The sequence below is a fragment of the Roseinatronobacter monicus genome, assembly GCF_006716865.1.
Lineage (GTDB): Bacteria > Pseudomonadota > Alphaproteobacteria > Rhodobacterales > Rhodobacteraceae > Roseinatronobacter > Roseinatronobacter monicus.
Window position 1 is genome coordinate 1 of sequence record NZ_VFPT01000006.1, and the last position, 26,162, is coordinate 26,162.

A 26,162-nucleotide genomic window follows, 5' to 3' on the forward strand; every position below is an offset into this window, starting at 1 on the left:
TCGCGAGAGCGCGAGAAGTTGCAGACGAAATCCCTCGCAACATCCCGGGCCCCGACCGTCTCGAAGCGGCGGTTACCTTGCTGACTGCCACCAAAACGTCGACGCAGAAGGCACATCCCAGTGAGCGCGTGAAGATCGGCCGAAAAGGCAACCGCATTACCATCGATGTGGACGCTGATCTTGTCCCTCGTGTTGAGGATGCAGTCCGGAAGCTGATCACGGAGCTTCTTGACCGCGGTCAAGACAGGCCAGAGTGACGACCCCGTGTCTTGACCGCGGTCAAGACATCAAAAGCAACGAGCAGAAAACGAAAGGAGGACCGGCTAGAAAAAGAAAGACCCCCCGAAAGCGATGCTTCCGAAGGGCCTCAATCAGTCTCGACACCTGATTGATACCCCCAAAACGAATTGATTTCAACACCGCTTGCGGTGAACGGGGAAGCTTTTTCTTCCGAAACACCATGAGACATGCAACTGAAACAACAACCGCCTTGGCGGAACGGACATTTTGGCCCTGCCCTAACCCCTATGAGCTTCTGGGCCCCGTTCGCGTACTGAAGAAGGAGCTCGGTCTCACAGCCAATGACCTCGCCGTTCTGACCGCGCTCATTAGCTTCCTGCCCCGCAAAGAACGCGAGATTCAGGACAGCCAGCGACTTACGCTCACTGTCGTGTTCCCATCGAACGCTTCTCTGTCAGAGCGCGCCAATGGGCTCGACGAGAGAACACTTCGACGCAGCCTAGGACGCCTCTTAGCTGCTGAACTGATCGAGCGAAAGAGCTCAGCAAATGGCAAGCGCTTTCCGCTGCGTTATGGAGGCGTTATCAGAGATGCCTTCGGTATCGACCTGAAGCCCTTGATCCAAAGGCACGACGCGCTCGCGACACAAGCCTTGCAGCTCACCGAAGAACGCGAGCGCTTGCGCTCACTGAAAGCTGAGGCTTTAGCCCTACGTGCTTCGCTTCTCCAACAGACACGCTTCGATGAAGCAAAGCTGTCTACCCTCAACTTGATCAGAAATGTCCTGCGTCGAGCAACATTAACCGTTGATACAGTCCTGAACGTTATCTCAGAACTTAGGGCCCTCGGAGCCAGTACCGACGCAAGCTACGGTGAACACCATGCCGCAGCAAAAGCTGGTTTCGAAGACAATTCCCAAGCTGTCGAACACCAACCTCATGCACCAGAATCCAACGATCTGCCCGCCACAAACGGACAAAATGTCCGGCAGATAGAGTCTATAAAAAAAGATATTAAACAGATTGCTACGGCTATGGTTAATCGCGGTGAACAAACCGCAAAAACCAAACCCACGATCAACAGAGACACAGCACGCATGGCATGGGAAGACTTCACCCATGTTGCGGCATTTTTCCCAGAACCTCCACGCACAGGAGACGCCCTTACCCGCATTCTATACGACCTCGGTCGATTGCTAAGAATAAACCAAGACGAACTGAGGCATGGAATCCAGAAAGCTGGCGCTGGCAAACTGCTTCTCGTCTTCGACTACCTGTTAGCAAGAGCAGACACGATCAGAAACCCTGGCGCTTATTTTGTAAGGATCCTACGCACACAACTTGCTCCTACATAAGCTTCTTGACCGCGGTCAAGAAGTACCATGAGAGTGAAAGGGTTGTTGGTTTGAGGGTGACGGGAAGTGAGATCGGGAGAGTGGCTTCCGGCGCCCGTTGTGGAGATGATCTGATGGCGAAATCTGCCTCAAAAATTACCCTGTCCGCATCCAAGGACATCCCTTTCGACAAGCTCATGCTGAGCCAGTCCAATGTGCGGCGCATCAAGGCCGGTGTGTCTGTTGAGGAACTGGCCGAGGATATCGCGCGGCGTGGATTGCTGCAGGGCTTGAGCGTCCGGGCGGTGCTGGATGATGATAGCACCGAGACCGGCATGTGTGAAATCCCCGCAGGCGGTCGGCGGTTTCAGGCGCTGGCTTTGCTGGTGAAGCAGAAGCGCCTGGCCAGGACAGCGCCCATTCCCTGCATCCTGCGCGAGGCTGGGTCTGACATTCTGGCGGAAGATGATTCACTGGCCGAGAATATGCAGCGCGTCGCTGTTCATCCGCTCGACCAGTTCCGCGCCTTTGTCATGCTGCGCGAGAAGGGGCAAGGTGATGAAGCGATTGCCGCGGCCTTCTTTGTCACGCCGCAAGTGGTGAAGCAGCGGCTGAAGCTGGCCTCTGTGGCCCCTGCCCTTCTGGATGTCTATGCCGAAGATGGCATGACCCTCGAGCAGCTCATGGCCTTCACTGTCAATCCCGATCACGCCCGCCAGATGCAGGTCTGGGATGTGATCTCATCCTCGTGGAACAAAGAGCCGTTTCAGATCCGGCGGATGCTGACGGAAACCTCGGTCCGCGCCTCGGATCGGCGTGCAGTCTTTGTCGGGGCTGAGGCTTATGAAGCCGCAGGCGGCACGGTTCTGCGCGATCTGTTTCAGGGCGATGATGGCGGCTGGCTTGAAGATGTGGCGCTGCTCGATCGGCTTGTCGCAGAGCGGTTGCAGGCCGAGGCCGAGGCGATTTCCTCCGAGGGCTGGAAGTGGATCGAGGTCGCGCTCGACTTGCCCTATGGCTACAGCCACGGTTTGCGGCGGTTGTCCGGTGATCCGGCGCCAATGAGCGATGAGGAGAGCGCAGCCCATGCTGCGCTGCTGGCTGAGTACCGCGCGCTCGAGGGTGAGTATGCCGGTCACGATGAAATCCCCGAAGAGGTCGACGCCCGTCTGGGAGAGCTCGAGCAGGCCATGGAAGCCATCGAGGCGCGGCCGCTGATCTTCGATCCGTGCGAGGTCACGCGGGCAGGGGCCTTTGTGACCCTTGACCGTTCGGGCCGGCTGTCAGTTTACCGCGGTTATGTCCGCTCTGAAGATGAGCCGCGCGCAGAGACCACGGTCCAGGATGGCAGCGAGGCTGGCGCTGTGCAGATGGGGCAGGGGGGTGATAGCGGGCTTTCGGCTTTGGGCCACGATGGCAGTGATGCCGAGGCCTATGTCGGGACCATCATCACATCGGGCGGGCAGCCGCTCGGGGCTGGTCTGCCGGAGGACGAGGATGATGGTGCTCTGACGCCACTGCCCGAGCGGTTGGTTCAGGAACTGACTGCGCATCGCACCTTGGCTCTGCGCGAGGCCCTTGGCCGGTCTCCCGATGTTGCACTCACGCTGCTCTTGATGAAGCTGGTGGGTGACACGTTCCACAGCGCGGGGACGGCGTCCGGCGGCTGTCTTGAGGCCTCGGTCCGGCAGGTCTATTTGCCTGCGCAAGCACCGGATCTGAAAGACAGTGCCGTGGCGTGTAGCGCGTCAACCACCTTGTCCGGTGCCGACAACCACCTTGGCCGGTTATAGCGGCCGCCGGGGTTGTGTTTTTTACTGTCTTTAGGTCAGGTTTTTTCCTTCTTCTTGGTTGTCGTTTTTGGTTGTCGCTGAGGCTTCGTTTTGCATTTTCATGTTGGCCGCAGCGCTTCTTTGGCGAAAGCTTTGCGCATTCATCTCAAGAATGCTGGCATGGTGGACAAGTCGGTCGATGGCCGCGACGGTCATGGCTTTGTCGGGAAAGATTTGATCCCATCCACTGAACGGCTGATTGGCCGCGATGGCGATGCTGCGATATTCGTATCGCCGGGCAATCAGTTCGAAGAGCACCCCGGTTTCGGCCTGATCCTTGTGGGCATAGGTAATGTCATCAAGGATGATCAGGTCAAATTTGTCGAGCTTGGCCAAAGCTGCTTCGAGCACCAGATCCCGACGTGCGGCTTGCAGTCTTTGGACAAGATCGCTGGTCCGGGTATAGAAGACCCTATGGCCTGCTTCGATCAGGGCATGGCCAATGGCACAGAGAATGTGGGTCTTGCCCGTGCCGGAGTTGCCAATGGCGATCAGGTTTGCGCCGCCGTCCAACCAATCTCCCGCAGCCAGAGCTTCGACCCGGGCGCGTGGTAAGGTAGGCAGAGCTTTGAAATCGAAGGTTGCCAAAGTCTTTCCAGCTGGGAGCTGGGATTCATTCAGATGACGGCGCATGCGGCGCATGTCCCGCTCGGCGAGTTCGTATTCGGCCAGCACGGCCAGGAAGCGCGCAGCCGGCCAGCCTTCGGTATCGGCTCGTGTGGCGATTTCCTGCCATAGCTTGTGGAAGCTGGGTAAGCGCAGGGCGCTCAGCATGCTGGGCAGCGTGTGGATGTCGATCTCCCGGGAGGTCATGCGCGTACCTCCAGCAGCGCATCGAAGCTGTCCAGCGACGGATGAGAAACCACAACATCCTTTGGCAGCACCGCGTGTTTAGGGGTGAGCTGTGTCGCGAGCGTCTTTGGGTCCGGTATCAAACCAGAGCCGAGATCGTCAGCAAGAAGACGTGCCAATTCCGCTTCGCAGGCTTGATCGTGGGCAATAAAGAGCAGAGCGACCATGCGGCGGCAGGCGTCGCGTCGCGGCAGGCTGTGCTGTAGCACTTCCCAGGCCTGCGCGTATTCGGTGCGGGGGAAGAGGCCATCGCGGTAGATCGAGCTCCAAAGAGCCTGTGGTTTGCGCTTCAAGGCATGGATAACGTGGTGGTAATTGATGACATGGACACGATGGCCATCGTTACGGCCTCGGCCACGGGGATGCGTTGCGACAAGGGTGCTGCCCAAGAATGCGTCGAGGCGGTCATCATATAGATGGATGCGCAAACGCTGCCCGATGAGCTGTGACGGCGCGCTGTAAAAGATGCTTTTGACCCTGAAGCCGCCCATTCTTGTGACCGGCACGATAACTTCCGTATAGTCTGTGGTGCGCCGCGGCGGCAAAGGTTTAAGATGCAGCTGTTCTACCTCAACCGCTTCCATACGCTGTCGATTGCGCCGCGCCACCAGCATATCAATGAAACGACGATACTCGGCCACAGATGCAAAATCACGGCTGCCGCGCAGGATCAGTGCCTGTGCGATGGCCTTCTTCAAGTGACGGTTCTGCGATTCCACGGCGCCATTCTCATGGGCTTCACCACGGTTGTTGCGACTGGCATCCATACCATAATGACCGACGAACGCTTCATAGCGCTTGGTAATATCCTCACACTCGTCACGCGTCAGATTTCGAAATGCGGCTGAAAGACTATCCGTACGATGGTTTTGTGGAACACCCCCCAAGGCCCACAACGCCTGCTGGAGGTTCTCGGCCAAGGCCGTAAAGCTCTCCCCGCCCAAGACAACACCAACATGTTCCCAGCGGCTATAGACCATTGCGAAAGGCTCAATTAGCGTTTGTTATGCGTGCCCATGTGCGATAGAACATATAGTGAACATACTGTGTGGAGGGGTATATATGGACCACGACATCTTTCTGGTTTGGCTCAATGAGACGGATAACCTCTCGCCGGACCAGCGCGCCGAGGCGAGTCGGATCCTTTCTGGGTCTCCGTCATTGCAGGCGGTGGTCGATCTCCTTGAGGCAAAGGTTCGTGAGGACCGTATCTGCCCGCACTGCGCTTCAGAAGGAGCTATCATCAGGGGTCATGCAAGTGGCCTTTCCCGGTTCTTTTGCAAAGGCTGCGGCAAAACCTTCAACGCGTTGACCGGTACTCCGCTGGCGCGCCTGCGCCACAAGGGCCGTTGGGCAGAGTTCGCTGCTTCGTTACGTGACGGCGAAACGGTAAAGGTATCCGCTGAGCGTTGCATGGTGGCGCGCACGACCGCTTTTCGTTGGCGTCATCGTTTTCTTCGGGCGGTGACGGCTGGGGCGATCAAGTTGCGCGGCATCGTCGAAGCCGACGAGACCTTCTTTCTGAGCAGCCGAAAAGGTGAACGAAACCTTGATCGTAAGGCCCGTAAACGTGGCGGCAAGGCCGCCAAACGCGGCTTGTCGGAGGAGCAGGTTCCGGTCTTGGTCGCAGCCGACCGATCCGGCACCACCATAAGTGCTGTCTTGCCAGCAGTGACGGCCGCACATCTGCAGGCGGTTTTGCAGCCGCTTCTCGATCCTGATGCGCTCTTGGTCACTGATGGCTGCACCAGTTACCCGCCTTGCGCAGCAGCAATGGGCATCAGCCATGAAAGCCTCAACCAGACTGCAGGACAACGTGTTCGCGGGGAGTTGCACATTCAAACCGTGAACAGTCGACATGAGCGGCTCAAGACATTCCTGCGGCGCCATCGCGGCATCGCAACCAAGTACTTGGACAGCTACCTGCGCTGGTTTCAACTTGCAGTCATTCCAAAACACCAAACTCCCCGCGCGATACTCGCCGCCGCCGCAGGAATCCTGCCTATCTCAAGGCACGCATAATTAACGCCAATTGAGCCTTGCGAAATGATAAAGCAGGTGCGGGAATGGTGCGCCTGCAATGGTCACTTCCAGCTCGGCTGCATGGGTGAAGTCGGACTGTGCCATATAGCCTGGCTCTGGTGTCTGGCGAAAAATGATGTCGCGCTCCGGGCCTTTAAGCGCGCGCCACTGCCGGACCCTTCGCTCCAGGGTTCGGCGGATGCGATCATCTGGAAAAGCCAAAGGATGTAGACCCTGGAGGTGACGCAACAACGTCACGGCCTGCAGGGCATTGTCGTTCTCCAGAACAGGAAGGATGTCATTCTCCCAATACCCTTCAAGAGGATCGGATACTGTACGCCCGTGAACAATCTTGCGCTGTGAAGGGGGCGTTGGATCTGCATCAAATCGCCGAGCGGTTCTTTCGCTGAACACGGCACGGGCGGCTGATGTGCATTGGCTGTGATTTTTGAGGTCGGTCATGTATAATCTCAATTGCTGGTCGGTGATGGATTGATAGGCCAACCGGGGTCCTCCGTTGGAACGTAGAGGCTTCCGGCTTATCAACCCGCAGCGACCAGCACCTAACCCAAAATCATCTTGGCCGGTGGCGCTGACCTCCAGGCGGGCAAGCCCGCCCTCCGATCAGCGCCACCGGCCAAGATGGTTGTCGCTACCGGCCAAGGTGGTTGTCGCTCAACAGTGGCGCGTGCCGTCGATGATCGGCACGTCGCTTGCTAGGTCGACACAAGTCTCAGCCGTGTGCTCAACACGCGTGTTCTCGAAACCGTACGCGAAGTGAAAGGGCAGGGGGCTTGGCCGTGTCGCGGACAAAGAGCACAGCAAACGGCTCAACAGCTTGTGCAAACGAATAAACCTGCCCGGATCGCAACTCGGCAGAATGACGTGGAGCATATCTCAGCCTTCATGACTGAAAGTAGGGCAGGGCGCGTGGGCGATATGGATATATACGATTCCGCATACCATATATGGTGCCAGCGCTGCAAAAAGACACAATATCATTGAAAACTTCTCGATTTTATGCCATAAATCAATCTCATCAATTTTGGGGGCATTGCCATGTCTACTACCGAAACGCTGGACCGACCGCACGCTCTTCCGGCAACCGAGAAGCAGCTCATTTTCGCGCGCAAACTGGCCCTGAGAAATCAGGTTATCCTGCCTTGGGAGGTCCAGCAGGATCGACGCGCGCTGAGCCAGTGGATTGATGCGCAGTCTCGAATGATTCCTGCAGCATCCGATTACCCCACATCGAAACAGGTCTCATTCGCCGAGCGGCTCGCACGGGCCAAGCGGCGGTCCGTTCCCGATGAATGCTTCCGCAGCCGCGAATTGATGTCGCGCTGGATTGATTCCAATCGGTTTTGAAACTGCGCGAGAGGGCAGGGGGGGGTGCCCGCAGCCAACCTGCGATGGACACAGCCGGCCTTCAGGGAAATACTATCACGGCCAAAAAGCTAGGCACACTCGTCATAATGTTCCTGAAGTTACTATAGCCGCTCATGCCCGCACCGTACACCATACTGGGCTACAAACATGGTAGAAGCGGGCTCGTCCACCTGATATATTGGTCCAACCCCCGCTCGATCATGAACTGGATCATGAAATGTTTGACACCACTGCCCAGCTCGAGGTGTTCCCGACCGACCTGCAGATGCGTCGGATAGATGTTGCGCGCAATATGCGCCGCTTCTATCGGATGAGCGTCCAGCCTGACTTGTTCGGTGGAGCCAGCCTTTTGCGCGAATGGGGCCGGATCGGATATCGCGGGCAGATGATGACCGAGCCCTATGCAGATGAAGGGCAGGCTGTGACCGCACTTATGAAGCTCGCATGCGTGAAAAAGCGGCGGGGATATGCGTGAGCTGCGCATGCCGACACAACCTGAAGCTTAAAAACAATTATGACGCTCGATACCGACAAAATAGATGATGCGGCCCTCGCGATCCTCAGCCTCACGCTGCATAATGGCGATCGGGTCTGGAAAGGCGTCGCTTGGAACATAACTGACAGGCTTTTCGAGAAGGGCCTGATTTACGATCCGAAAAACAAGGCGAAATCACTTTCCCTGACACCTGAAGGCATCGCGCATGCGCGGGCTGTTCTCGCGCGCGAGTTTAGCAAGGAGAAGCGGGAGTGACAGGCTGCGTTGAGCACGTCACTGGTCGTGCAGCTTTTCGGAAGATCCCGCCGCGATAGCCCGCCTCTGATAGGCAGCGATCAAGAGCGACCACTCTACCGGGCGCTGCATCGCGCACAGATATTTCGCAGCTGATGCAAGACTGTCTGCCGCGCGACAATCAAGATGAGAGGCGAAAAATGGCGTACGAGTTTACGGTATTGCGCAGGCAGCATATCATGAAAGCGGCCGGTCTCCATGCGATTCTCGAGCGGCGGCAGTCGGCCCTTTGCTGCCAGTCGGTCTGGCGCCCAGTGTTCACCGAAGCGGCCATTCGTATCCGGCGCAGCAGAACCGTGCTGTCAAATGCACCCAGCTCTACTTCTGCTCAAAAAACCCATTCGCTAAGGATATGAGGCTTGAGACTGCACTTCTCGTTGCTTGAACTGACACTGCTGCCAAACACAAGGCCGTGATCGGGAAAGCGGCGAGGGCTGTGTATAGCGCACCTTAAAGGTGGTTCAGATGCACTTCGGGCACGAAGGTCTGATCATCCATGGGCGGGCGAACATATGGGCCTTGCGGCGGGCGCTCTTCCAGTACTAGGGGCTTGGATTTGATCTCCTTATAGTGGATCTGGGACAGCAGGTGTGAAATGCAGTTCAGGCGCGCGTGTTTCTTGACATCCGAGGCCACCACATACCACGGCGCCTGCTTGATGTCGGTATGGGCGAACATCTCGTCCTTGGCCTTGGAATATTCGACCCAGCGCTTGCGGCTTTCCAGATCCATCGGGCTGAGTTTCCACTGTTTCGTGGGGTCGGTCAGGCGCTGTTGAAACCGGCGCTCCTGTTCCTCGTCGCTGACGGAAAACCAGTATTTGATCAACTGGATCCCTGAGCGATCAAGCATGCGCTCGAACTCGGGGCAGCTGCGCAGGAACTCGCGGTATTCGTCATCAGTGCAGAACCCCATGACCCGTTCAACCCCGGCGCGGTTGTACCAGGAGCGATCGAAGATGACGATCTCGCCCGCGGCGGGCAGATGCGCCACATAGCGCTGAAAATACCACTGTGTCTTTTCGCGTTCGGTCGGGGCTGGCAGGGCCACAACGTGACAGACGCGCGGATTGAGCGCTTCGGTGATGCGCTTGATCGTGCCGCCTTTGCCAGCGGCATCGCGGCCCTCGAAGATGATCGCCACGCGCTGGCCCGTCTGCTTGACCCATTCCTGCAGCTTGACTAACTCAATCTGCAGCCGCTGCAATTCGGCCTCGTATTTCTTGTTGCTGATTTTCCTAGATTTGCCCATCGAGTTTCCCTTCGTAAATGTTACAACCCCAGGTTCGGGGTGTCTCGTGCCGCTTCTGTGGAGCGCAGCCCATGTTGGCCAAACACTCTGTACGGGGGACGTCACGGCTCACGACGCCAGCGTCAGAGCAGGCGCGAAGCCTTGTGCATTCGCTTGCGGCCAATATTTGGCAAAGGCCGGGTGCGACAATTCTGTGCGATCCAGTTCGCCCGCGTCAACCCACAGATACTGGCTGGCGGCCGAGCGTACCTCGCGACTGTTGACGCGGATCATCAAGTGATGTGGCGACAGATCGGCAGGTGCGCCAAGTCCTGCGGATTCGATGGTTTCTTTCAGCGCGTTCAAGGTGCTGCGATGGTAGTTGGCCACGCGTTGGAACTTATCATCGACGACCAAGGCGCGGTAGCGCCCCGGCTCCTGCGTGGTGACCCCTGTCGGGCATTTGCCACTATGGCAAACCTGCGCCTGAATGCATCCGATGGCGAACATGAACCCGCGCGCGACATTGCAGCCGTCTGCCCCCAGCGCGAACAGGCGGCACATGTCAAAAGCGCTGATGATCTTGCCTGACACGATCAGCTTTATCCTGTCACGCAGCCCGATGCCGGTTAATGTGTTGTGAACCAGCATCACACCTTCGCGGATGGGTGCGCCACGGTGATCAGCGAATTCGACAGGGGCCGCGCCGGTACCGCCTTCTGATCCGTCGATGGTGATGAAATCGGGGATGCTACCGGTCTCGCGCATGGCTTTGGCGAAGGCGAAAAACTCCCACGGGTGGCCCACGCAGAGTTTGACACCCACCGGCTTGCCACGTGCCAGTTCACGAAGGCGGCCAATAAAGGCGCACAATTCCAATGGGGTGGAAAATTCGGAATGTGCGGCGGGGCTGATGCAGTCTTGCCCGACAGGCACGCCGCGCGCCTCGGCGATGGCTTCGGAGACTTTCGCGCCGGGCAAAATGCCGCCATGACCGGGCTTGGCCCCTTGCGAGAGCTTGATCTCGATCATCTTGACCTGATCATCCGCCGCAGTCTGCGCGAATTTCTCAGGCGCGAATGTTCCGTCCAGGTTTCGGCACCCGAAATATCCGCTGCCGATTTGCCAGATCAGGTCGCCGCCATGCTCGCGGTGAAACCGTGAAATCGCGCCTTCGCCAGTGGTGTGGGCAAAACCGCCGAGTTTTGCGCCCTTGTTCAGGGCCTCGATCGCATTGGGCGATAGCGCTCCATAAGACATCCCCGAGATATTCATCACCGATGACATATAAGGCTGCTGGCAATCCGGCCCCCCTATACGAATACGAAAATCCTGCGAGTCGATATGGCTGGGCACCATCGAGTGATTGATCCATTCATGCCCGATCTCATTGACATTTCGAAGCGTGCCGAAGGGGCGCAGCCCCTCCATCCCCTTGGCACGGCGATAAACCAAGGCGCGTTGCTCACGCGAGAACGGGGTTTCCTCGTGGTCGCTTTCAAGGAAATACTGTCGGATTTCAGGGCGAAAATGCTCGAACAGAAATCGCAACCGCGCCGAGAGCGGGTAGTTCTTCAACACCGCGCTCTTGTTTTGTGTGAAATCATAAACGCCAATGGCCGAGGCGCAGGCCGCCAGCGCAACCAACACTCCGCCCCAAAACGGCTGATAGATCGTAAACAAACCCGCAACAGGGATCAGGCACAGGCAAAGAGCCAATGGAATAAAGCGCATATAAACAGCCCTCCCTTGCTGTTGGTGCCCTGGCCGTGTCTGATCGAAAGCACTGGGTCGCATTGGGCACAAGTAAACTGCCCAATGCGGTTTTCTTTAGCGCACGACGAAAACCGACACTTTGGCATGGGCCGCAATATACCCCCCATGCGAAGAAAAGATATATTCCATCAAGCCGGGTTGATGGCTGGCCATCACGACCAGATCGGCGCCGACCTGCTCGATTGCAGACAACAGCTTCCGGTCGACCTCGGCCTCTGGATCGGCTGAACTAAGGTTGAGCGCTGTTGCCGAAATGGCATATTCTTCAGACTTGCGGTCCGCGAATTCCTGCAATTTTTCGCCGTATTCGCTGGAAGATTTCGCTATCTCGGATGGCAATTCTCCTGACACGCTGACGAAGCATAGTTCTGCCTTGTGATCGCGTGCCATGCCGCAAGCCAGATCAACAGCCTTTCTGAGAGTGTCGCGGTGAACAAGATCGATTGGCACCATTATCCTTGAAAACATTCAGACCTCCTTTGGTGGGGTTCCGGCCGGGCGGCAGGACAGATTGTCTGCGCCCGGCCTTGCATTAGAGCGTTTGATCATTCTGCTGGTTCAGCGACACCATGCTTTGTGCGCCGGTGGTCATTGAACAGCGCTTTGCCCAGTGAGATGCACATCAACACCATGATTATCGTGAACGGCAGCGCGCCGATGATCATGGCATCCGACAGTGCATCCATGCCACCACCGCCCGCGATCAGAAGCACAGCGATCACCGCGGTCAGGATGACCCCCCAGATGATGCGGTGGCGGATGCCGGTTTCCGCCTGACCGCCGGACATGATGGTGTTCATGACCAGAATGCCGCTATCTGCCGACGTGACCAGAAAAGTCAGGATCAACACCACGCTCATGATCGTGATCCCGGTCAACAAACCGCCATCAATCATGTGACCGAGGGTGACAAACAGCTTTGCCGTGTTGGAGGCAGCGATGATGCTGCCATCGGCGACGCCTGACAATTCCAGATCAATTGCAGTGCCACCCAGAATGGTCATCCAGGCAAAGCAAACCAGTGATGGCGCGATGACGGCACCGAGCACAAACTCGCGAATCGTCCGGCCACGGGAAATGCGCGCCAGAAACAGGCCCACGAATGGCGCAAATGCAATCCACCATGCCCAGTAGAAGGTGGTCCAGCCGGCCTGCCATCCGAACAGGCGGCCATCGGTGCCTGCGGCATAAAGCGCCGCCGAAGTTTCGGCGGGTAGTTCTGCCATTGAGGCTGGCAGGCTGTCGCGGAAGCCGTCAAGCGAGCCCCAGGCATTGGTTGCCCCGCCATATACCGCAGCAAGATCCTCACCGCTCAGGCCCGATTGCAGCACAGCAGGTGCGGCGGCAAAGGCTTCCAGAGATTGCGGGGCGTGGGCACCAAAGCTCAGGTACAGGAAGTTCAGAATATAGTCGACCAGCGCGGTGCCATAGGTTGTCATGGCAAAAACGAACGACCCGAAGATGACGAAAGTCATGATCAGGATGAATGACATCACCAGATTGGCGTTCGACAACCACTTGATCCCGCGCCCTACGCCCGAGACGGCAGACAGAATAGACAGGCCCATGATGACGACCAATCCAGCGATCAGCCCGACTGTCGCGGGTGCAGGTGCATCCCCGGTCATGTTCATCATCCATTCCATACCGGTGATCGCATACAGCCCGTCCACGAATTGACTGACCCCGAAGCCGATAGTCACGGACACCCCCAGGATCGTGGCAACGACCCCGACCACATCGACCACATGGCCAAACGGACTGTTGATGAAACGACCAAACAGCGGTGTCAGGGCAGTGCGGATAGTCAGCGGCATGCCCCGTGTGTAGGCGTAGTAGCACAGGCTCAGGCCAGTGGCGACATAGATGGCCCATGCGTGAAAGCCATAATGCAGGAACGTGTAGCGGTATCCTGCTTGCAGGCCTTCGACCGTGTTGCCTTCGACATTGCCAGTCACGGTTTCGGGGTTCGACCCCCAAAGCCCCAATGGCTCGGCGGTGGCAAAAACCATCAGCCCGACACCGAGACCGGCCCCGAACATCATCGCGAACCATGAAAAGGTCGAGAATTCGGGTTTTTCACCTTCCTCTCCGAGCACGCGCTTTCCTGTTTGCGGGATAAGCGCGATCACAAACAGAAAGAAGGTGAACATGCCGACAGAAAGCACGTAGAATGTGTTGAACCCTTCGAGTAACGTCCATTTGAAGCTGGAAAGCTGCGCACCGGCTGATAATGGCCAGATCAGTGCCCAAAGCACGATCCCGACCATGATGGCCTTGGAGATGGTCGCGATGGGGATCGAATGCCCCTCATAGAAACCCTGCTCGGCTGTTGGAATATCAACATCCGTAAACGGTGGCTTTATGGCCATGATTGTCCCTCTCTGTTGTGTTTCGGGTCAGCGGAAATTCCTGATCCCTTGGTCGATAATTGTGATTGGCGTCTTCCGCGCCATTGATGTGTTCAAACACATTGCAACATCCTTGCGAAGCATTGGCGGCAAGGGGGGGGGGGTGAAAGCGCCCTCTATTTGCCGATTTGCGACACATAGAGGGGGCGCAAGCTGGCGTGGTCACCTGTTCAGTCATTGTCGCCACCTTGTCCGCCGGCGCCACCTAAGGACCGGCCCGATGACGGTACGGTCACCCGAAGCGCCAACGCTTCCAGTTCTTTCAGCGCATGTGCGTCATTCACTGGCGCGCTGAGCAAGCGTGGCGCTATCGTGTCTGGCGCAGGTGTGCTGTGGTCGAATGTCAGGGTCAGGTCGCCGACTGGCTTGGCGCAAAATGACGCCAATGCCGCAGCCGATGCGATAGTCCCAAGTGCATGCAGCTGAATAGATGTGTCCTGCATGGCAACCGTTACCCCGCCGCCTCCGCGTCGCTGCGCAGAAAGCGCTATCAGTGGCAACAGCAAGCCGGGCAGGACAACATTCATCACACAAAGCCTGTCTTGCATCGTCAGTTCCGGCAGGTTGACATGATCAACAAGTGCGACACCGACGTGCAAAGGGCATTTCAATGAACTGGACTGCCAGTCATCCGGTCGCGGCGATGCCGTGTTGATTGGGTTCATCTGCAACCACCGCAGCAGCAGGGTGCAGCCTGCGACGCCATGCGCGGTCAGCCAGGTTGCAGCGCGCGCGGCCTCTTGCGCGAATCCCCATTCGAACCCTGCGCCGCGAACAGCCTTGGCACATAGTGCCTCGGTCTCGGACAATGACAGCCCGGTCGTCAGCTGGCCATTCACACGCCGTGACTGTCCTGTCGGAGTGATACGCCCTTTCGGCATCTTCGCGGATATCCCCCCCAATTGATCGGGATAGGGTGCGCCCTGAAACAGGCTGATGCGCACCCAGCGATCCGAGCGCGGATCAAAGCGCGTCGCCCCGAAAAACGCGAGCTTGCAGCGCAATATGTCGATGGGCAGCATGTCATCCGCGATCAGATTGTCGCGGATTTCCGCAAACGGGTGGCGCGCGGTGATCTGCGCGCGCCTGACCGCCGGGCGATGCTCTGGCGCGGCCAGCAGCAGATGCGCGACCGGCAGATCATCGGGCTGGCCCTGCAACGCCTGCCAGAGTGCTGCGGCCTGCCGTCCGGTATCGAGCGGCAACTCCCGCTCGGCACCCGGCTCTTCATGGCGCTCGCCAAGGCGCGGCTCCAGCTTGTCCTCGGACACATACCAGAAGCGGGCGCATTGGTTGCGCGTGCTGTAGTCAACGCCAAGCGCCCAGCCGTAATGCGCCTGCATTATGGCGCGCAATTCGCCCAGCTTCATGGCTCCGTTAATCGGGAAATAGGCGTCCTCATCGGCATCCATGCAATCGCCAAGCCCGTCGATCAGATCGCCATGCGGCTCGAGCATCGCGGCGAGCAGGGCTTCCTGTGCTTCCAGCGGCAAGGCGTCCTGCCCCCAGCGCCAGAGGTCATCCCAGGGATGAGCGGCGTTCTTATCCCACCCTTGCGCGACATGGGCAGCAAGGCGCGTAAGGCCATCGCGCAGATCGGCAAGTTTCGCGCGCTGGATGTCATGCGCGCTGGTCCAGAGGTCCGCATTGTGGCGCGCCGCATCCAGCGCCGCCTGAAACCCCGCCAGTTCCGCCGCGCCGGTTTGGGCACGCACCCGCGCCAAAGCCTCTTCGCGCGCCAGCATCCAGTTGTTCAGAAGCACCGGATGGCGGATCACGAAAGGGGCCATGCCAAGCCCGGTGGAATTGCCAACGCCAAGGCCGCGTTTCAGGTCTGGCGCAAGCCGCGCAGCTTTGTCGCCGCCGCGCGCGCGGGCCAGATGTTCGACCAGATCGACAGTGAAGGCCCGCGTCAGCCAGACGGACAGCATTTCGGCCTGAAACGGCGCGCTCAGTTCGGGGCGCTGTGCAATCGCGGCGCGATCCGCCGCGCCGAATTTGCCAGAGCCGTATACAGCCGTGGTGCGCATCAGATAGCCGGTTTCCAGCAGCAACGCGACATCGGGTTGCGCCCCGGCCGCCAGCCGTTCCACGACATGATCGAACAGCCGCACCGAGCGATTGGCGCGGCTTAAGCTGAGTTCGCGCGGGGAAATGCGCCCGGCTTCCTGCAGCGGCACATTGGCGGCCAGTCGGTCCAGACCGGCAGCATCGGGCGTGCCGTCAAACAGCGCGAATGTGGCGTCCCATGCGGTCGCGATCACCCGATCCGAGCGCGCCTCTGGCGGCAAGTCATGGGCGAAGACCACAAGGCTGTAGGTCCGCTCGGGGCCGATGGCGCGGTAAACGGCGCGGCCGACGCCCTTGGCGTCGATCTCCCAGACGGGCCGGTCAAAGCGCCAGCCCTCGGCCTGCATCCGCCGCAAGAGTTGGCGCAAGAAGGACAGGCGGGTGGGGTGGCTGCACCCCATGCGGGCAAGGCGCATCACCTCGTCGGGGCTGCGGCGGAAGGCGCGGGCCTGCGGCATGGGGTTCAGACCCTCGCAACTCATTGCGCGGCCTCTTGCTGTGCGGTTTCCAGAGCGCCGAAGCTCTGCGCAAAGAACCGTGCCCAGTTGCCGCCCATGACGGCGGCGACATCTGCGGCAGAGAAGCCGACGGCGCGCAAGCCTTGTTCGATTGTCCCGAAATCGCGGTTGTCGTGGAACCAGTCGGGCATGGGTGGAAAGCCGGGATTGTCGGCGCTGCCCTCGCCATAATCGCGCGCTTTGGTCCAGCGGCCTGCGCGCATCCAGTCGACCACGGAGTCGGGCTGGTCCTGACACAGATCCGTGCCGATGCCGATATGATCCACGCCCATCAGATCGGCGGTGCGCGCGACCATCGTGCAGAAATCAACCAGAGTGCAATCGCCGCCGCCGCGCAGGTGGTGCGGATAGACCGAGAAGCCCAGTATCCCGCCGCTTTCCGCCAATGCGCGCAGCACGCGGTCAGATTTGTTGCGCAGGGCCGGATGCCAGCTTGCCGAGTTGGCATGGGTGATGGCAATCGGGCGGGCGGAATGGGCGATGGCGTCCAGCGTCGAGCGTTCGCCCGAATGGCTCATGTCGATGACCATGCCGACACGGTTCATTTCCGCCACCACCTCGAGGCCCATGCGGGTCAGGCCGGTGTCTTCGGCCTCATAACAGCCAGAGGCGAGAAGCGACTGGTTGTTATAGGTCAGTTGCATGAAGCGCAGGCCAAGCCGGTGCAGCACTTCGATAAGGCCGATATCATCCTCGATGCAGGAGGGGTTCTGCGACCCGAAGAAGATCGCCGTGCGGCCGGTCGCGCGCGCAAGTTCAATGTCATCTGCGGTGTAGCCCTGAAAGATCAGGTCCGGGTGACGTTCAAACCAGCGATTCCAGCGCTCGATATTCAGCACCGTTTCGCGGAAATTCTCGTGATAGGTGATCGTGACATGCACCGCATCAACCCCGCCCGCGCGCATCTGGCGGAAGATTTTTTCCGACCAGTTGGCATATTGCAGCGCGTCGATGCGCGGGCTCATGCGGGCGCCCCCGAATGGATATAGGAGGTCTTTACGATGGTATAGAATTCTTCCGCATAGCGGCCTTGCTCGCGCGGGCCGTAGCTGGAAGCACCACGACCACCAAAGGGGACATGATAATCCGTGCCTGCGGTCGGCAGATTGACCATGACACAGCCCGCGCGCGCATGGCGGCGGAAATGCGTGGCGCGCGCCAGATCGCGGGTCATGATGCCCGCAGTCAGGCCAAACTCGGTGTCATTGGCGATGTGCAGCGCTTCGTCATAGCTGCCAGCCTTGAGGATGCAGGTAATCGGCGCGAACATTTCCTCGCGGTTGATGACCATATCGTTGCGGGTGTTCGCAAAAACCGCAGGGGCCATGAAATAGCCTTCCGTCGCGCGCTCCAGCCTTGTGCCGCCGCACAGGAGGTCCGCCCCTTCGCGCTTGCCAGTCTCGATATAGTCCAGATTAACGGCAAGCTGATCGCGGCTCACCACCGGGCCGATCTGGGTGCCCTCTTCCAGCGCGTGACCGACTTTCAAGGCCTGAGCGCTTGCAACCAGTTTCTCGACAAAGGCATCATGGATGCGCTCATGCACGATCAAGCGGCTGGCGGCGGTGCATTTCTGACCTGTGCCGCCGAAAGCTGCGTTGGTGGCGTGGGCCACGGCCAGATCGAGGTCGCAATCTTCCATGATGACCATGGGGTTTTTTGACCCCATTTCCATCTGCAGCTTGGTCATGTTGGGAATCGCCGCGAGCGCAATACCGCGCCCCACGGGCACCGATCCGGTGAAGCTGATCGCATCGACGCGCGCGCTTTCCGCCAAAGCCTGCCCGATTTCACGCCCCGCGCCCATGACCAGATTGAACAGCCCCCTGGGCAAGTCCTGCTTGGCGATGATCTGCGTCAGCGCCACGGCGCTGGCGGGGGTCTGGTTCGCGGGCTTCAAGATCACAGCATTGCCAAAGGCCAGCGCGGGCGCGATTTTCCATGCGGGCGTTGCCACGGGGAAATTCCACGGGCTGATGATCGCCACGACGCCCACAGGTTCGCGGCGCACATCGATTTCGATGTAAGGTCGAACGCTGTCAGCGGTCTGGCCCAGTTGGCGCAGCGCCTCAGCCGCGAAATAGGTAAAGAACTGGCCTGCGCGGTAGACCTCTCCCTTGCCCTCGGCCAGCGGCTTGCCCTCTTCGCGGGCGATCACCGCGCCAATTTCCCCGGCGCGGGCCATCATTTCGGTGCCGATGGCCATGAGCACATCATGGCGCTTTTGCGGGCCAGTTGCGCGCCATTCGACCTGTGCATGGCGCGCGGAATCCAGCGCAACGCCAAGCTGGGCGGCATCGGCCTGCGCGAAATGACCGATCACATCGGACAGGTCTGACGGATTGCGGTTTTCCACAGCATCCGCCCCGTTCAGCCATTCACCAGCGATATAATTGCGCGTTTCAAGTTGCATGTTATTCCTTTGCGCCATTCAGGCGGTTTTGATCCTGTTCATCAGGGCGGCATCGAGTTGCACACCCTCTCTCTCTATGCGTAGGCGATTGGCAGCGCGGCGCGCACCGGGCAGCCGCGCCCCGTCCTGAGCGGTGATTGCGCCCGTCAGGCGCAGAATCGCGGCGTGGAACCCGTCACCTGAAAACGCAGCAGGATCGATACCAACGAAAAACTGCCCCGTCCCCGGTGGCCCGCCTTTGGGGCCGGAAAAGGGGCTGGCTTCCAGCCCCAGATTGCCCCCTGACAGTGCGGCCGCGAAAATCTCGACCATCAAGCCCATGCCGAAACCCTTTTTCCCGCCCGCAGGCAGCATCGAGCCCGCAAGGGCGGCCTCTGCATCCTCGGTGGGCTGGCCATCCGCGTCGAGCGCCCAGCCCGGTTTAATCAGCTCGCCCTTGCGGGCGCGCAGGATGATCTCGGATTTCGCAATCGCGCTGGCTGATTGATCGATGACCAACCGCGCGTGACCTGCGCCATCGGGCACCGCGAGCGCGAAAGGGTTGGTGCCGATCACCGGCTTTGTTCCGCCAATCGGGGCCATGGACGCGGGCGCATTGGTAAAGCACAGGCCGACAAGCCCGGCTTCGGCCAGCCGTTCGGCATGATGCCCCAGAACGCCGCAATTATAGGATCGCGAAACGGCCATGGCAGCAACGCCCTGTTCGCGCACGGCTGCGTCGAACTGCGCCCAGCCTGCATCAATCGCGGCATGGGCAAACCCATGTGCCGCATCGACCTGAACCGCCGCAGGGCGCGGGCGTGCGACTGTGGGCACAGCCGCGCCCAGAACCTTGCCGCAGCGCAAATGCTCGGCATAGATCGGCACATACATCAGCCCATGACTGCGAATGCCATCGCGCTCGGCCAGACGTGTCGAGCGCGCCACCGCCGCCGCCTGATGCGCCGCAGCCCCCGCGCCCTGCAATGTGCTGAAGGCAAGCGCTTCGACTTCGCCCAGTGTCAGTGTTGTGTCCGTCATGCTTTCCCCTTTTCGACAGGTTAAGAGGTGACACCTTCAATGCAATCGAATTTACTTTGATTTAACTTCAGAAGTTCTGTAGTGAGCCAACATGATCCGCACCCAAGCCCTGCGCGTTTTCGTCACCACCGCCGATTGTGGCAATATCCGGGACGCGGCCAAATCGCTGGGTCGGACCGACTCTGCGGTGTCGATGACGCTTAAACAGCTCGAAGCCACATTGGGCGCACCTCTGTTCGAAAGCGACCGCAAGCACAGCTTGACTGCGCTTGGCCTCGAGGTTCGCAAACTGGCGCGCGACCTGCTGCGCGAACATGACCGCACCATCGAGCGCATCCATGCACTGGCAGCCGGACGCGAGGGCGTGTTACGCGTCGCGGCAGTCCCGTCGGTCGCGGCGCAGCTTTTGCCCGAGATACTCAGCGCGATGCTGGGCGAATTCCCTGGCATCAGAATCGAACTTGTGGATACCGACAGCGCCAGCATGCATGCACTGGTCGAGACTGGCGAAGTCGAAGTCGGGATCGGCGGCAGGCCCGCAGCGAATAGTGGCCTGCATTTTGACGCGCTGTTCAATGACCCGTTCCGGCTGGTGTGCCGCAAGGACCATCCGCTTGCCCGACACGAACGGCCACTGACCCGACAAGATTTGCGTCCGCATCGATTGATCAGCAACAACTCGACCGCAGGCATTTCCGGCTTTGATGCGGATGCTCCAGATGGCGTGTCGGCGCTGAGCGCGCGCAATGTCATTTCGCTTCTGGCCTTGGTGCGTGCCGGGGCTGGCGCAGCGATCTTGCCCGCACTTGCAACGCGCACGATTGATTCGGAGCTGTGCGCAGTTGAGCTGGATGATGCCTCGGCACTTCGGACGGTCGGCTTTGCCTTACGGCGAGGCGGCAATCCCAGTCCAATCTGCAGGGAGTTTCAGGGCCGCCTCGTTGCGATGGTCCAAGCCACTGGTATTTGACCCTTATCTTAATTGAATCGCCAAAGCTTGGGTTGAACGCAGATTATCGAACGTTGATTGGCTGCTTTCCTGTGAAGTCATGGTCATTTTTGGAATACTCGGCCCGGGCTAGATGAATAGTCCGTTCGCGAGGCCGGCTGCTCGGTCGAAGGCGGCACGGCGACCGGCCGCTATTGCAAGATGCTGCGTTTGCAATGCCGCAAGGTCACGGTCGGCTCCGCCCTGTGCGACGGCGAGGGCAGCCTCGACGTGCCCGGCCCTTTGCGGTCAGTCAGCGTCGGTGGCACGCTGCAGTGCGGCTTCACCAAACCGGCCAATCGTGCATCGCGCAGCATTTTTTGCTATTGAACGTCGCTGATGCGGACAAAGGGTTCATTGGCTGCGGCTGCGCGAAGGGCTGCTTTCAATGCAATACCCTCGGTCGCCTATTCTTGCATCTTGATTATAGCGCGGTCAGCCAATCGTTGAAGCGCATCCGGATCATGGCTGGGCAGATACACCGTGGGGTTTTCAGCGGCATACGCAAGGATTTTGCGGTGTGTTTCTATTTCCGCAGCAATGTCAGTTCCGACCCCGTCGGCCATCAGCTGAACCAGATGACGTTCCGTATAAGACGTATCACCAGCAAACATAATAGTCGTGTCGCCCTCATTCAAAAGTACGGATAAATGCCCTGGTGAATGGCCGGGCGTTGGAACAAGCGTGACGTCACCCGCATGGGTGAGTTTTGCATGGCTTGCGAACGGCCCGAATGGCGTCTTCTGAAAATCCACGAGTGTTGGACTAAAACTCCGAGGCCAGCGTTGATTGAGGTAGCCGTTCATACGTCCTTTGAACCCAGAGGCGAAGTTCCATTCATCTCGCGAAACAACGAACTCGGCGTTCGGGAAATGGTGCAAGCCTCCGTCATGATCCTGATGTAGATGGGTCATCACAACCCAACGCACGTCGTCTGGATTCAAGCCAAGCCTTTGTATTTGGGGACCGATCTCATCCTCTGGCGAGACATCAAAGATGGCTGCCCGTTGCAACAGTGGCATGTAGGGAGGGAAATATCGCGGCTTATTGGCGTCAGATGGAACACCAGTGTCTATAACAATGAGGCCTTCAGGATGCTCGATAATCCAGACATGGATTGGCAGCCAGCCCGTCATGTTCTTGTCGAATACCGCATTCAGAAGACGTTTTATTCCTTTGCCCTCACCCTCCCGCCAGCGTTCAGTGACTTTGACTCGCCCTGTCTCGATTCCGTGGATTTTCATGATGGATCTCCTATTGGGTGGTTGCGTTGTGCGCATAGTGCCAGACTAAACGGTTAGCAATCGCTAACCTGCAATGCAAAAAACTTACCGAAGAGCCTTACGGAGAAGATGCTCCGCGTCGTGCAGTTGCGCCAAAGCTGGGTGCGCCAGTGACCCAAAGAATATCTGACGCGTGATGTTCTCAAGCATGCCAACGACCAAAGCCAGCTGCATGTTCTCGTCAACGCAGGACTCCACGTCTCCTTCTGATCGACCCAGCTGAATAATGTCCCGCAGTATAGAAAGAATTGTTCGGGACTTTAGGCCGTCCGGCATATGGGGCCAAAGCGTCCTTAGATTGTCCGCTACAAATACTGTCGCTTCGGGATGTTCATCGACTGCGCGTAACCCGGTTTCAAGAAATGCCCGAAACTTGAGGCGGAATGTAGACGATTGCCCTGTTGTAAGCGAAACGCGCTGCAACTGGGCGCGGTACAGCCGTTCGAACAAGACCAAGGCCAGTTGGTCCTTTGTAGCAAAGTGCTTGTATAGTGCCGGATTGCTTAACCCGCTGGCTTGGGCAATGTCTCTGATTGATGTCGCAGACAGCCCTTTTCGTGCGAAAAGACGTAGCCCCTCTTGAAGGATGAGCGCCTTCCCAGGAGCGTCTGTGGCATGAACAAATGGTTGGTCTTGGGTCATAACAGTAAAGTTAGCGATCGCTAACCTACAAGTCAAGCCGCCCTGCGGCGGTGCAGCATGGCCCGTCGACTCTTCAAGCTCGACCATCGACACACCCGGCCCGAAGCCGCCGTACGTTCACGGCGCTGCGCCGCGATGCAGCATCCTAGAAGCGGTCGTTCAGTCTTCGGTGCAACATTGCTACGTGTAAAATGTTGGCTATGTGGGCAATGCTGATATTTCTAAGCCGCACCACTGATGGGAAAAAGGATGAGCCACAGCCTCACCACTTTCGTGAATCAATATGGCGAAGCCGACACCATTTGCGATTATTTTGCCGCGAAGAACAATACCGATGACTTTGCGCTCCGGGACTGTGCGCGCAACTTGACCATTTCGCTTGGCGTGGAATGACGGATTATAGGCAGGCATCCTGCCCCCCCTGCGCACTCGCCTGCAGGATAGCCTGCGAACACTGGTGATTTGTCGGGCCGCATGCCGCAATCACATAAACATAGAAAGGTATTCAATCACCTTTCCTGCGAAAGCTCCAACCGAAGCAGCGACATCGAGGAGATAGCCCCCAAGGCCTTCCGCTGCACTTCTCATCACTGGAAAGCTCCAAGACGCGAGCCCTTCACCGATCTTTGCAAGAACCTCGCCCAAGACCTTGTCTGCAACGTAAATACCAACCGCATACTTCCCGGTCGTTGCTGCCTTGGCGATCTCCTCGCTTTGCTTCTGCAGGGCCTCTGTGTTCGCATTGATCGCAGCCGTATTTTCTCGTTGCGCTGCAGCAACTTCACGAAGTGCCTCAGCTGTTCCGGCGCTTTGTTCAGCAGCCGCGTCAACCTCCGCAACGCCGGCGGCGATTTCCGACGTTGCCCTCGACATTTCAGCGAAGAAAGCGGGTGGGAAGCCCAGCTCCTCAATTGGTTCGGGAGGATTGTTGTGGCCGATACCGGCTAATCCATCCCCACGATCTTCGCGAGCATTCTCCTCGATTTCTACTAGGGGGCGCAGGGTTTGCAGGATGCTCGCGGCGTCTGCCGCAATCTCAGCTGCCAGCCTCTTCCGCCTTTCCACATGAGCGTCGTCTTCGGGCTGATCGTCGCCACCCCAGTCGGCACCCGGAATAGGACTCCAGTCGTATATCCCGGAATCGTCTGTGATTTTTGTAGCTGCTTGGTCGATTAGGTCGTCGCGATACACAGAGCCAAAGTTTTCACCGAGTGCCTCTTCTGGCGTCTCCGGCCCACCATATATCCACTGATAGCCGCCTTCTGCTGACTCGTAGGGCACACGGTTCGCCGGATCCTCATACCTCTGGTAGAACCACTCGATCATTTCCTCGATTGCAGCTTCGTCAGCTTCTCGATTGTCGCTGTCTTCCGGATCGTGCTCCAAGGTGATCTGGAAGTCCGACACCAGTTCGTGGCCATCGACGTCTGTATCGGTGTCATTTAATGCACCATTGGGGTATTCCCACAGTTGCCAAGTCAAGGTGCCCAGCTCGGGGAGTTCGATGGATGCCTCCCAGGTAGTGCGAGTGCCCATTGGCTCCTCATCGGCTCCGACACTATCCCAGAGGTCTGAAATTTCATTGGCTTCGATTTCGAACACCTGACCGGTGTCCTTATGCCGAATGATGGCAGTCCCGCTTGTCTTAATATGCATCGCTGTTCACCGCGCCGAAGAAATATCAACCATCATAGGCTTACCGTCTATCACCCACGCTCAATAATCAAACACGAAATCAAGGCGCTGTTCGAGCCGATCTGGCTGCCGATCTACTTCTCACGCTCGAGAGAGCTTCGAAAAGGTGAAGACCGCTTTCCGAGGCCTGCCGCAGGTGCCTTGCCGCACTGCAGTCAGAGCTATGCGGGAATTTGGGTGATGGCATGAATTGAAAGGCGGCGTATTGTGGCGGGTGTCAAAGCCAGCCAGAACCTCACGAGGAGCAATACGCCTATGAAGAACGATACAACCATTCTACCGTTTCGCCAATCAGAAACTATCGTCGACCCGCTGACAGAACTGGCACGGGAAGGCGCACGCCGGATGCTGGCGGAAGCGCTGAAAGCCGAAGCTGATGCATTTGTGGCCAGCTTTGCGGACGAGAAGCTGGACGATGGCCGCCAGCGGATCGTCCGCCATGGACTTGGCCCTGAACGTCAGATCCAGACGGGCATTGGCGCTCTGAATGTGCAGCGCCCCAAAGTGCGTGACCGGATGGCGGCACTCGATCCTGCGCAAAAGATCCGCTTCACCTCGAATATACTGCCGAAATGGGCGCGCCGCTCGGTCAGCTTGGACGCGCTGTTGCCCGTTCTCTACCTGAAGGGCATTTCCACGGGCGATTTCCAGGAAGCGCTGTCAGCCATTATGGGCCCCGATGCACCCAACCTGTCTCCGAGTGTCATATCCCGCCTGACCGCAGGTTGGCAGGCAGAATATGATGCCTGGGCGCGGCGTGATTTGTCTGCGCGCAATTACGTCTACATATGGGCAGATGGCGTCTATCTGCAGGCGCGCATGGAAGAAAATGCCGAATGCATGCTGGTGATCATCGGAGCCACACCGGAGGGCAAGAAGGAACTGATCGGCTTTCAGGTTGGGCTTCGGGAAAGCTCGCAGAGCTGGCATGAATTGCTGAGCGATCTCAAGGCTCGGGGCCTGTCTGTCGCCCCCAAGATCGCGGTGGGCGATGGCGCCTTGGGGTTCTGGAATGCATTGGACAAGGCATTTGGCAGCACGAAGCACCAGCGCTGCTGGGTTCATAAGGTGAAGAATGTGCTGAACTGTTTTCCCAAGCAGATGGCCGCAGCCGTGAAATCTGATCTCGATGATATCCAGCATGCCGCTACGAAAGCGGAAGCGAAGGCCGCAATGGATCTGTTCAGTGAGAAATATAAGCAGAAATACGAAAAAGGCGTGAATTGCCTGACCAAGGACAGTGACGCCTTGCTGGCTTTCTTCGACTTCCCGGCTGATCACTGGGGCCATCTGCGCACGACGAACCCCATTGAGAGCGTCTTCGCCACGGTTCGGCACAGAACGGTTCGCACAAAGGGTGCGCTCTCGCAAAAGACCGCGAAACTGATGGTCTTTACCCTCATTCAGGCCGCGTCCAAGAAATGGTTGCGCCTCAATGGCAGAAATCAGTTGCCAAAAGTCATCGAAGGAATCACATTCAACGACGGCGTCGAAGTGATTTTTGACGCACCAAGCCGCGCCGCCTGAAAATGCGCGTCACCCAAATTCAAGCATAGCTCCTGCAGTCAGGCCGCATCCCGCCCGGTGCGAAGGCGACATTCTGTTCGACGTGCCCGGCCCTCTGCGGACATTCGCGGGGCCAACAAGATGCTGCAGTT

The 26,162-nt window shown here is 58.5% G+C and carries 23 protein-coding genes and 1 pseudogene; 10 read left to right on the forward strand and 14 right to left on the reverse strand.

Annotated features, from left to right (window positions below; all coding sequences use genetic code 11):
* The 3 genes and pseudogenes from BD293_RS23000 to BD293_RS21690 form a co-directional block, all read left to right on the forward strand.
* The coding region (locus BD293_RS23000; RefSeq protein WP_211841114.1) for a hypothetical protein at positions 1-257 on the forward strand (257 nt) is incomplete at its 5' end.
* A 203-nt stretch (positions 258-460) separates the two neighbouring features.
* Positions 461-1,594 (forward strand): helix-turn-helix domain-containing protein, encoded by a 1,134-nt coding sequence (locus BD293_RS21685; RefSeq protein WP_142085882.1) that lies wholly within the window; start codon positions 461-463, stop codon positions 1,592-1,594.
* Positions 1,595-1,707: 113 nt separating this feature from the next.
* Positions 1,708-3,312 (forward strand): annotated as a pseudogene (locus BD293_RS21690) (ParB/RepB/Spo0J family partition protein); the annotation flags it as partial.
* 84 nt (positions 3,313-3,396) lie between these two features.
* Here the strand turns inward: BD293_RS21690 and istB are convergent.
* Complete coding sequence (istB, locus tag BD293_RS21695; protein WP_246086342.1) at positions 3,397-4,179, reverse strand: IS21-like element helper ATPase IstB; 783 nt, start codon at positions 4,177-4,179, stop codon at positions 3,397-3,399.
* 35 nt (positions 4,180-4,214) lie between these two features.
* Positions 4,215-5,237 (reverse strand): Mu transposase domain-containing protein, encoded by a 1,023-nt coding sequence (locus BD293_RS21700; RefSeq protein WP_142085886.1) that lies wholly within the window; start codon positions 5,235-5,237, stop codon positions 4,215-4,217.
* 82 nt (positions 5,238-5,319) lie between these two features.
* On the opposite strand from BD293_RS21700, the gene BD293_RS21705 reads away from it, so the two are divergent.
* The gene (locus tag BD293_RS21705; protein ID WP_142079320.1) at positions 5,320-6,279 is read left to right on the forward strand and encodes an IS1595 family transposase; all 960 of its coding nucleotides are present in this window, start codon (positions 5,320-5,322) and stop codon (positions 6,277-6,279) included.
* Here BD293_RS21705 and BD293_RS21710 read toward each other — a convergent pair whose 3' ends face one another.
* Entirely contained in the window at positions 6,280-6,783 is a 504-nt protein-coding gene (locus BD293_RS21710) for a hypothetical protein (protein ID WP_142085888.1), read from the reverse strand.
* Between the two features lie 555 nt (positions 6,784-7,338).
* On the opposite strand from BD293_RS21710, the gene BD293_RS21715 reads away from it, so the two are divergent.
* The 3 genes from BD293_RS21715 (at position 7,339) to BD293_RS21725 (ending at position 8,419) form a co-directional block, all read left to right on the forward strand.
* Positions 7,339-7,647, forward strand: a complete 309-nt coding sequence (locus BD293_RS21715) for a hypothetical protein (protein ID WP_142085891.1) — start codon at positions 7,339-7,341, stop codon at positions 7,645-7,647.
* Positions 7,648-7,885: 238 nt separating this feature from the next.
* Positions 7,886-8,143, forward strand: coding sequence for a WGR domain-containing protein (locus BD293_RS21720; protein ID WP_142085893.1), 258 nt, complete (start codon positions 7,886-7,888; stop codon positions 8,141-8,143).
* A gap of 39 nt (positions 8,144-8,182) precedes the next feature.
* Complete coding sequence (locus BD293_RS21725; protein WP_142085446.1) at positions 8,183-8,419, forward strand: DUF6429 family protein; 237 nt, start codon at positions 8,183-8,185, stop codon at positions 8,417-8,419.
* 489 nt (positions 8,420-8,908) lie between these two features.
* Here BD293_RS21725 and ppk2 read toward each other — a convergent pair whose 3' ends face one another.
* The 8 genes from ppk2 to BD293_RS21765 all read right to left on the reverse strand — a co-directional run bounded on the left by ppk2 (position 8,909) and on the right by BD293_RS21765 (position 19,896).
* Positions 8,909-9,709, reverse strand: a complete 801-nt coding sequence (gene ppk2, locus BD293_RS21730) for a polyphosphate kinase 2 (RefSeq protein WP_142085895.1) — start codon at positions 9,707-9,709, stop codon at positions 8,909-8,911.
* Positions 9,710-9,817: 108 nt separating this feature from the next.
* Positions 9,818-11,422 carry an FMN-binding glutamate synthase family protein gene (locus tag BD293_RS21735; protein ID WP_142085897.1) on the reverse strand — a complete coding sequence of 535 codons (1,605 nt, stop codon included), beginning with the start codon at positions 11,420-11,422 and terminating at the stop codon, positions 9,818-9,820.
* A gap of 96 nt (positions 11,423-11,518) precedes the next feature.
* Positions 11,519-11,932 carry a universal stress protein gene (locus BD293_RS21740; protein WP_142085898.1) on the reverse strand — a complete coding sequence of 138 codons (414 nt, stop codon included), beginning with the start codon at positions 11,930-11,932 and terminating at the stop codon, positions 11,519-11,521.
* 77 nt (positions 11,933-12,009) lie between these two features.
* The gene (locus tag BD293_RS21745; protein WP_142085899.1) at positions 12,010-13,836 is read right to left on the reverse strand and encodes a BCCT family transporter; all 1,827 of its coding nucleotides are present in this window, start codon (positions 13,834-13,836) and stop codon (positions 12,010-12,012) included.
* Between the two features lie 209 nt (positions 13,837-14,045).
* Positions 14,046-16,427, reverse strand: coding sequence for a DUF3726 domain-containing protein (locus tag BD293_RS23475; RefSeq protein WP_142085900.1), 2,382 nt, complete (start codon positions 16,425-16,427; stop codon positions 14,046-14,048).
* Positions 16,424-17,428 (reverse strand): membrane dipeptidase, encoded by a 1,005-nt coding sequence (locus BD293_RS21755; protein ID WP_142085901.1) that lies wholly within the window; start codon positions 17,426-17,428, stop codon positions 16,424-16,426. Before BD293_RS21755 ends, BD293_RS23475 begins: the two co-directional genes overlap by 4 nt.
* Entirely contained in the window at positions 17,425-18,876 is a 1,452-nt protein-coding gene (locus tag BD293_RS21760; protein ID WP_142085902.1) for an aldehyde dehydrogenase family protein, read from the reverse strand. The genes BD293_RS21755 and BD293_RS21760 overlap by 4 nt, the downstream gene beginning before the upstream one ends.
* Before the next feature lie 18 nt (positions 18,877-18,894).
* Positions 18,895-19,896, reverse strand: coding sequence for an Ldh family oxidoreductase (locus BD293_RS21765; protein WP_142085903.1), 1,002 nt, complete (start codon positions 19,894-19,896; stop codon positions 18,895-18,897).
* A 91-nt stretch (positions 19,897-19,987) separates the two neighbouring features.
* Between BD293_RS21765 and BD293_RS21770 the strand changes: the two genes are divergently transcribed.
* A complete protein-coding gene (locus tag BD293_RS21770) occupies positions 19,988-20,866 on the forward strand; it encodes a LysR family transcriptional regulator (RefSeq protein ID WP_142085904.1) in 879 nt (292 codons plus the stop codon).
* A 425-nt stretch (positions 20,867-21,291) separates the two neighbouring features.
* Here BD293_RS21770 and BD293_RS21775 read toward each other — a convergent pair whose 3' ends face one another.
* A complete protein-coding gene (locus BD293_RS21775; protein WP_170207293.1) occupies positions 21,292-22,128 on the reverse strand; it encodes an N-acyl homoserine lactonase family protein in 837 nt (278 codons plus the stop codon).
* An 84-nt stretch (positions 22,129-22,212) separates the two neighbouring features.
* The gene (locus BD293_RS21780; RefSeq protein ID WP_142085906.1) at positions 22,213-22,896 is read right to left on the reverse strand and encodes a TetR/AcrR family transcriptional regulator; all 684 of its coding nucleotides are present in this window, start codon (positions 22,894-22,896) and stop codon (positions 22,213-22,215) included.
* A 162-nt stretch (positions 22,897-23,058) separates the two neighbouring features.
* Between BD293_RS21780 and BD293_RS22890 the strand changes: the two genes are divergently transcribed.
* On the forward strand, positions 23,059-23,202 hold the full coding sequence (locus BD293_RS22890; RefSeq protein ID WP_170207294.1) for a hypothetical protein: 144 nt from the start codon (positions 23,059-23,061) through the stop codon (positions 23,200-23,202).
* A gap of 90 nt (positions 23,203-23,292) precedes the next feature.
* On the opposite strand, the gene BD293_RS21785 is transcribed toward BD293_RS22890, so the two are convergent.
* On the reverse strand, positions 23,293-24,465 hold the full coding sequence (locus BD293_RS21785) for a hypothetical protein (RefSeq protein ID WP_142085907.1): 1,173 nt from the start codon (positions 24,463-24,465) through the stop codon (positions 23,293-23,295).
* A 294-nt stretch (positions 24,466-24,759) separates the two neighbouring features.
* Here BD293_RS21785 and BD293_RS21790 point away from each other — a divergent pair, with 294 nt between their 5' ends.
* Positions 24,760-26,031 carry an IS256 family transposase gene (locus BD293_RS21790; protein ID WP_170207122.1) on the forward strand — a complete coding sequence of 424 codons (1,272 nt, stop codon included), beginning with the start codon at positions 24,760-24,762 and terminating at the stop codon, positions 26,029-26,031.
* Positions 26,032-26,162: the final 131 nt, after the last annotated feature.

Excerpts from the sequence above, each read along its gene's own strand:
- BD293_RS21705 (WP_142079320.1), top strand. The coding sequence starts at position 5,320 with ATGGACCACGACATCTTTCTGGTTTGGCTCAATGAGACGGATAACCTC.
- BD293_RS21685 (WP_142085882.1), top strand. The coding sequence starts at position 461 with ATGAGACATGCAACTGAAACAACAACCGCCTTGGCGGAACGGACATTT.
- BD293_RS21775 (WP_170207293.1), bottom strand. The coding sequence starts at position 22,128 with ATGAAAATCCACGGAATCGAGACAGGGCGAGTCAAAGTCACTGAACGC.
- BD293_RS22890 (WP_170207294.1), top strand. The coding sequence starts at position 23,059 with ATGAGCCACAGCCTCACCACTTTCGTGAATCAATATGGCGAAGCCGAC.
- BD293_RS21770 (WP_142085904.1), top strand. The coding sequence starts at position 19,988 with ATGATCCGCACCCAAGCCCTGCGCGTTTTCGTCACCACCGCCGATTGT.
- BD293_RS21740 (WP_142085898.1), bottom strand. The coding sequence starts at position 11,932 with ATGTTTTCAAGGATAATGGTGCCAATCGATCTTGTTCACCGCGACACT.
- BD293_RS21755 (WP_142085901.1), bottom strand. The coding sequence starts at position 17,428 with ATGAGCCCGCGCATCGACGCGCTGCAATATGCCAACTGGTCGGAAAAA.
- BD293_RS21720 (WP_142085893.1), top strand. The coding sequence starts at position 7,886 with ATGTTTGACACCACTGCCCAGCTCGAGGTGTTCCCGACCGACCTGCAG.
- BD293_RS21785 (WP_142085907.1), bottom strand. The coding sequence starts at position 24,465 with ATGCATATTAAGACAAGCGGGACTGCCATCATTCGGCATAAGGACACC.
- istB (WP_246086342.1), bottom strand. The coding sequence starts at position 4,179 with ATGCTGAGCGCCCTGCGCTTACCCAGCTTCCACAAGCTATGGCAGGAA.
- ppk2 (WP_142085895.1), bottom strand. The coding sequence starts at position 9,709 with ATGGGCAAATCTAGGAAAATCAGCAACAAGAAATACGAGGCCGAATTG.
- BD293_RS21725 (WP_142085446.1), top strand. The coding sequence starts at position 8,183 with ATGACGCTCGATACCGACAAAATAGATGATGCGGCCCTCGCGATCCTC.
- BD293_RS23475 (WP_142085900.1), bottom strand. The coding sequence starts at position 16,427 with ATGAGTTGCGAGGGTCTGAACCCCATGCCGCAGGCCCGCGCCTTCCGC.
- BD293_RS21745 (WP_142085899.1), bottom strand. The coding sequence starts at position 13,836 with ATGGCCATAAAGCCACCGTTTACGGATGTTGATATTCCAACAGCCGAG.
- BD293_RS21765 (WP_142085903.1), bottom strand. The coding sequence starts at position 19,896 with ATGACGGACACAACACTGACACTGGGCGAAGTCGAAGCGCTTGCCTTC.
- BD293_RS21790 (WP_170207122.1), top strand. The coding sequence starts at position 24,760 with ATGAAGAACGATACAACCATTCTACCGTTTCGCCAATCAGAAACTATC.
- BD293_RS21700 (WP_142085886.1), bottom strand. The coding sequence starts at position 5,237 with ATGGTCTATAGCCGCTGGGAACATGTTGGTGTTGTCTTGGGCGGGGAG.
- BD293_RS21715 (WP_142085891.1), top strand. The coding sequence starts at position 7,339 with ATGTCTACTACCGAAACGCTGGACCGACCGCACGCTCTTCCGGCAACC.
- BD293_RS21780 (WP_142085906.1), bottom strand. The coding sequence starts at position 22,896 with ATGGTCGAGCTTGAAGAGTCGACGGGCCATGCTGCACCGCCGCAGGGC.
- BD293_RS21760 (WP_142085902.1), bottom strand. The coding sequence starts at position 18,876 with ATGCAACTTGAAACGCGCAATTATATCGCTGGTGAATGGCTGAACGGG.
- BD293_RS21735 (WP_142085897.1), bottom strand. The coding sequence starts at position 11,422 with ATGCGCTTTATTCCATTGGCTCTTTGCCTGTGCCTGATCCCTGTTGCG.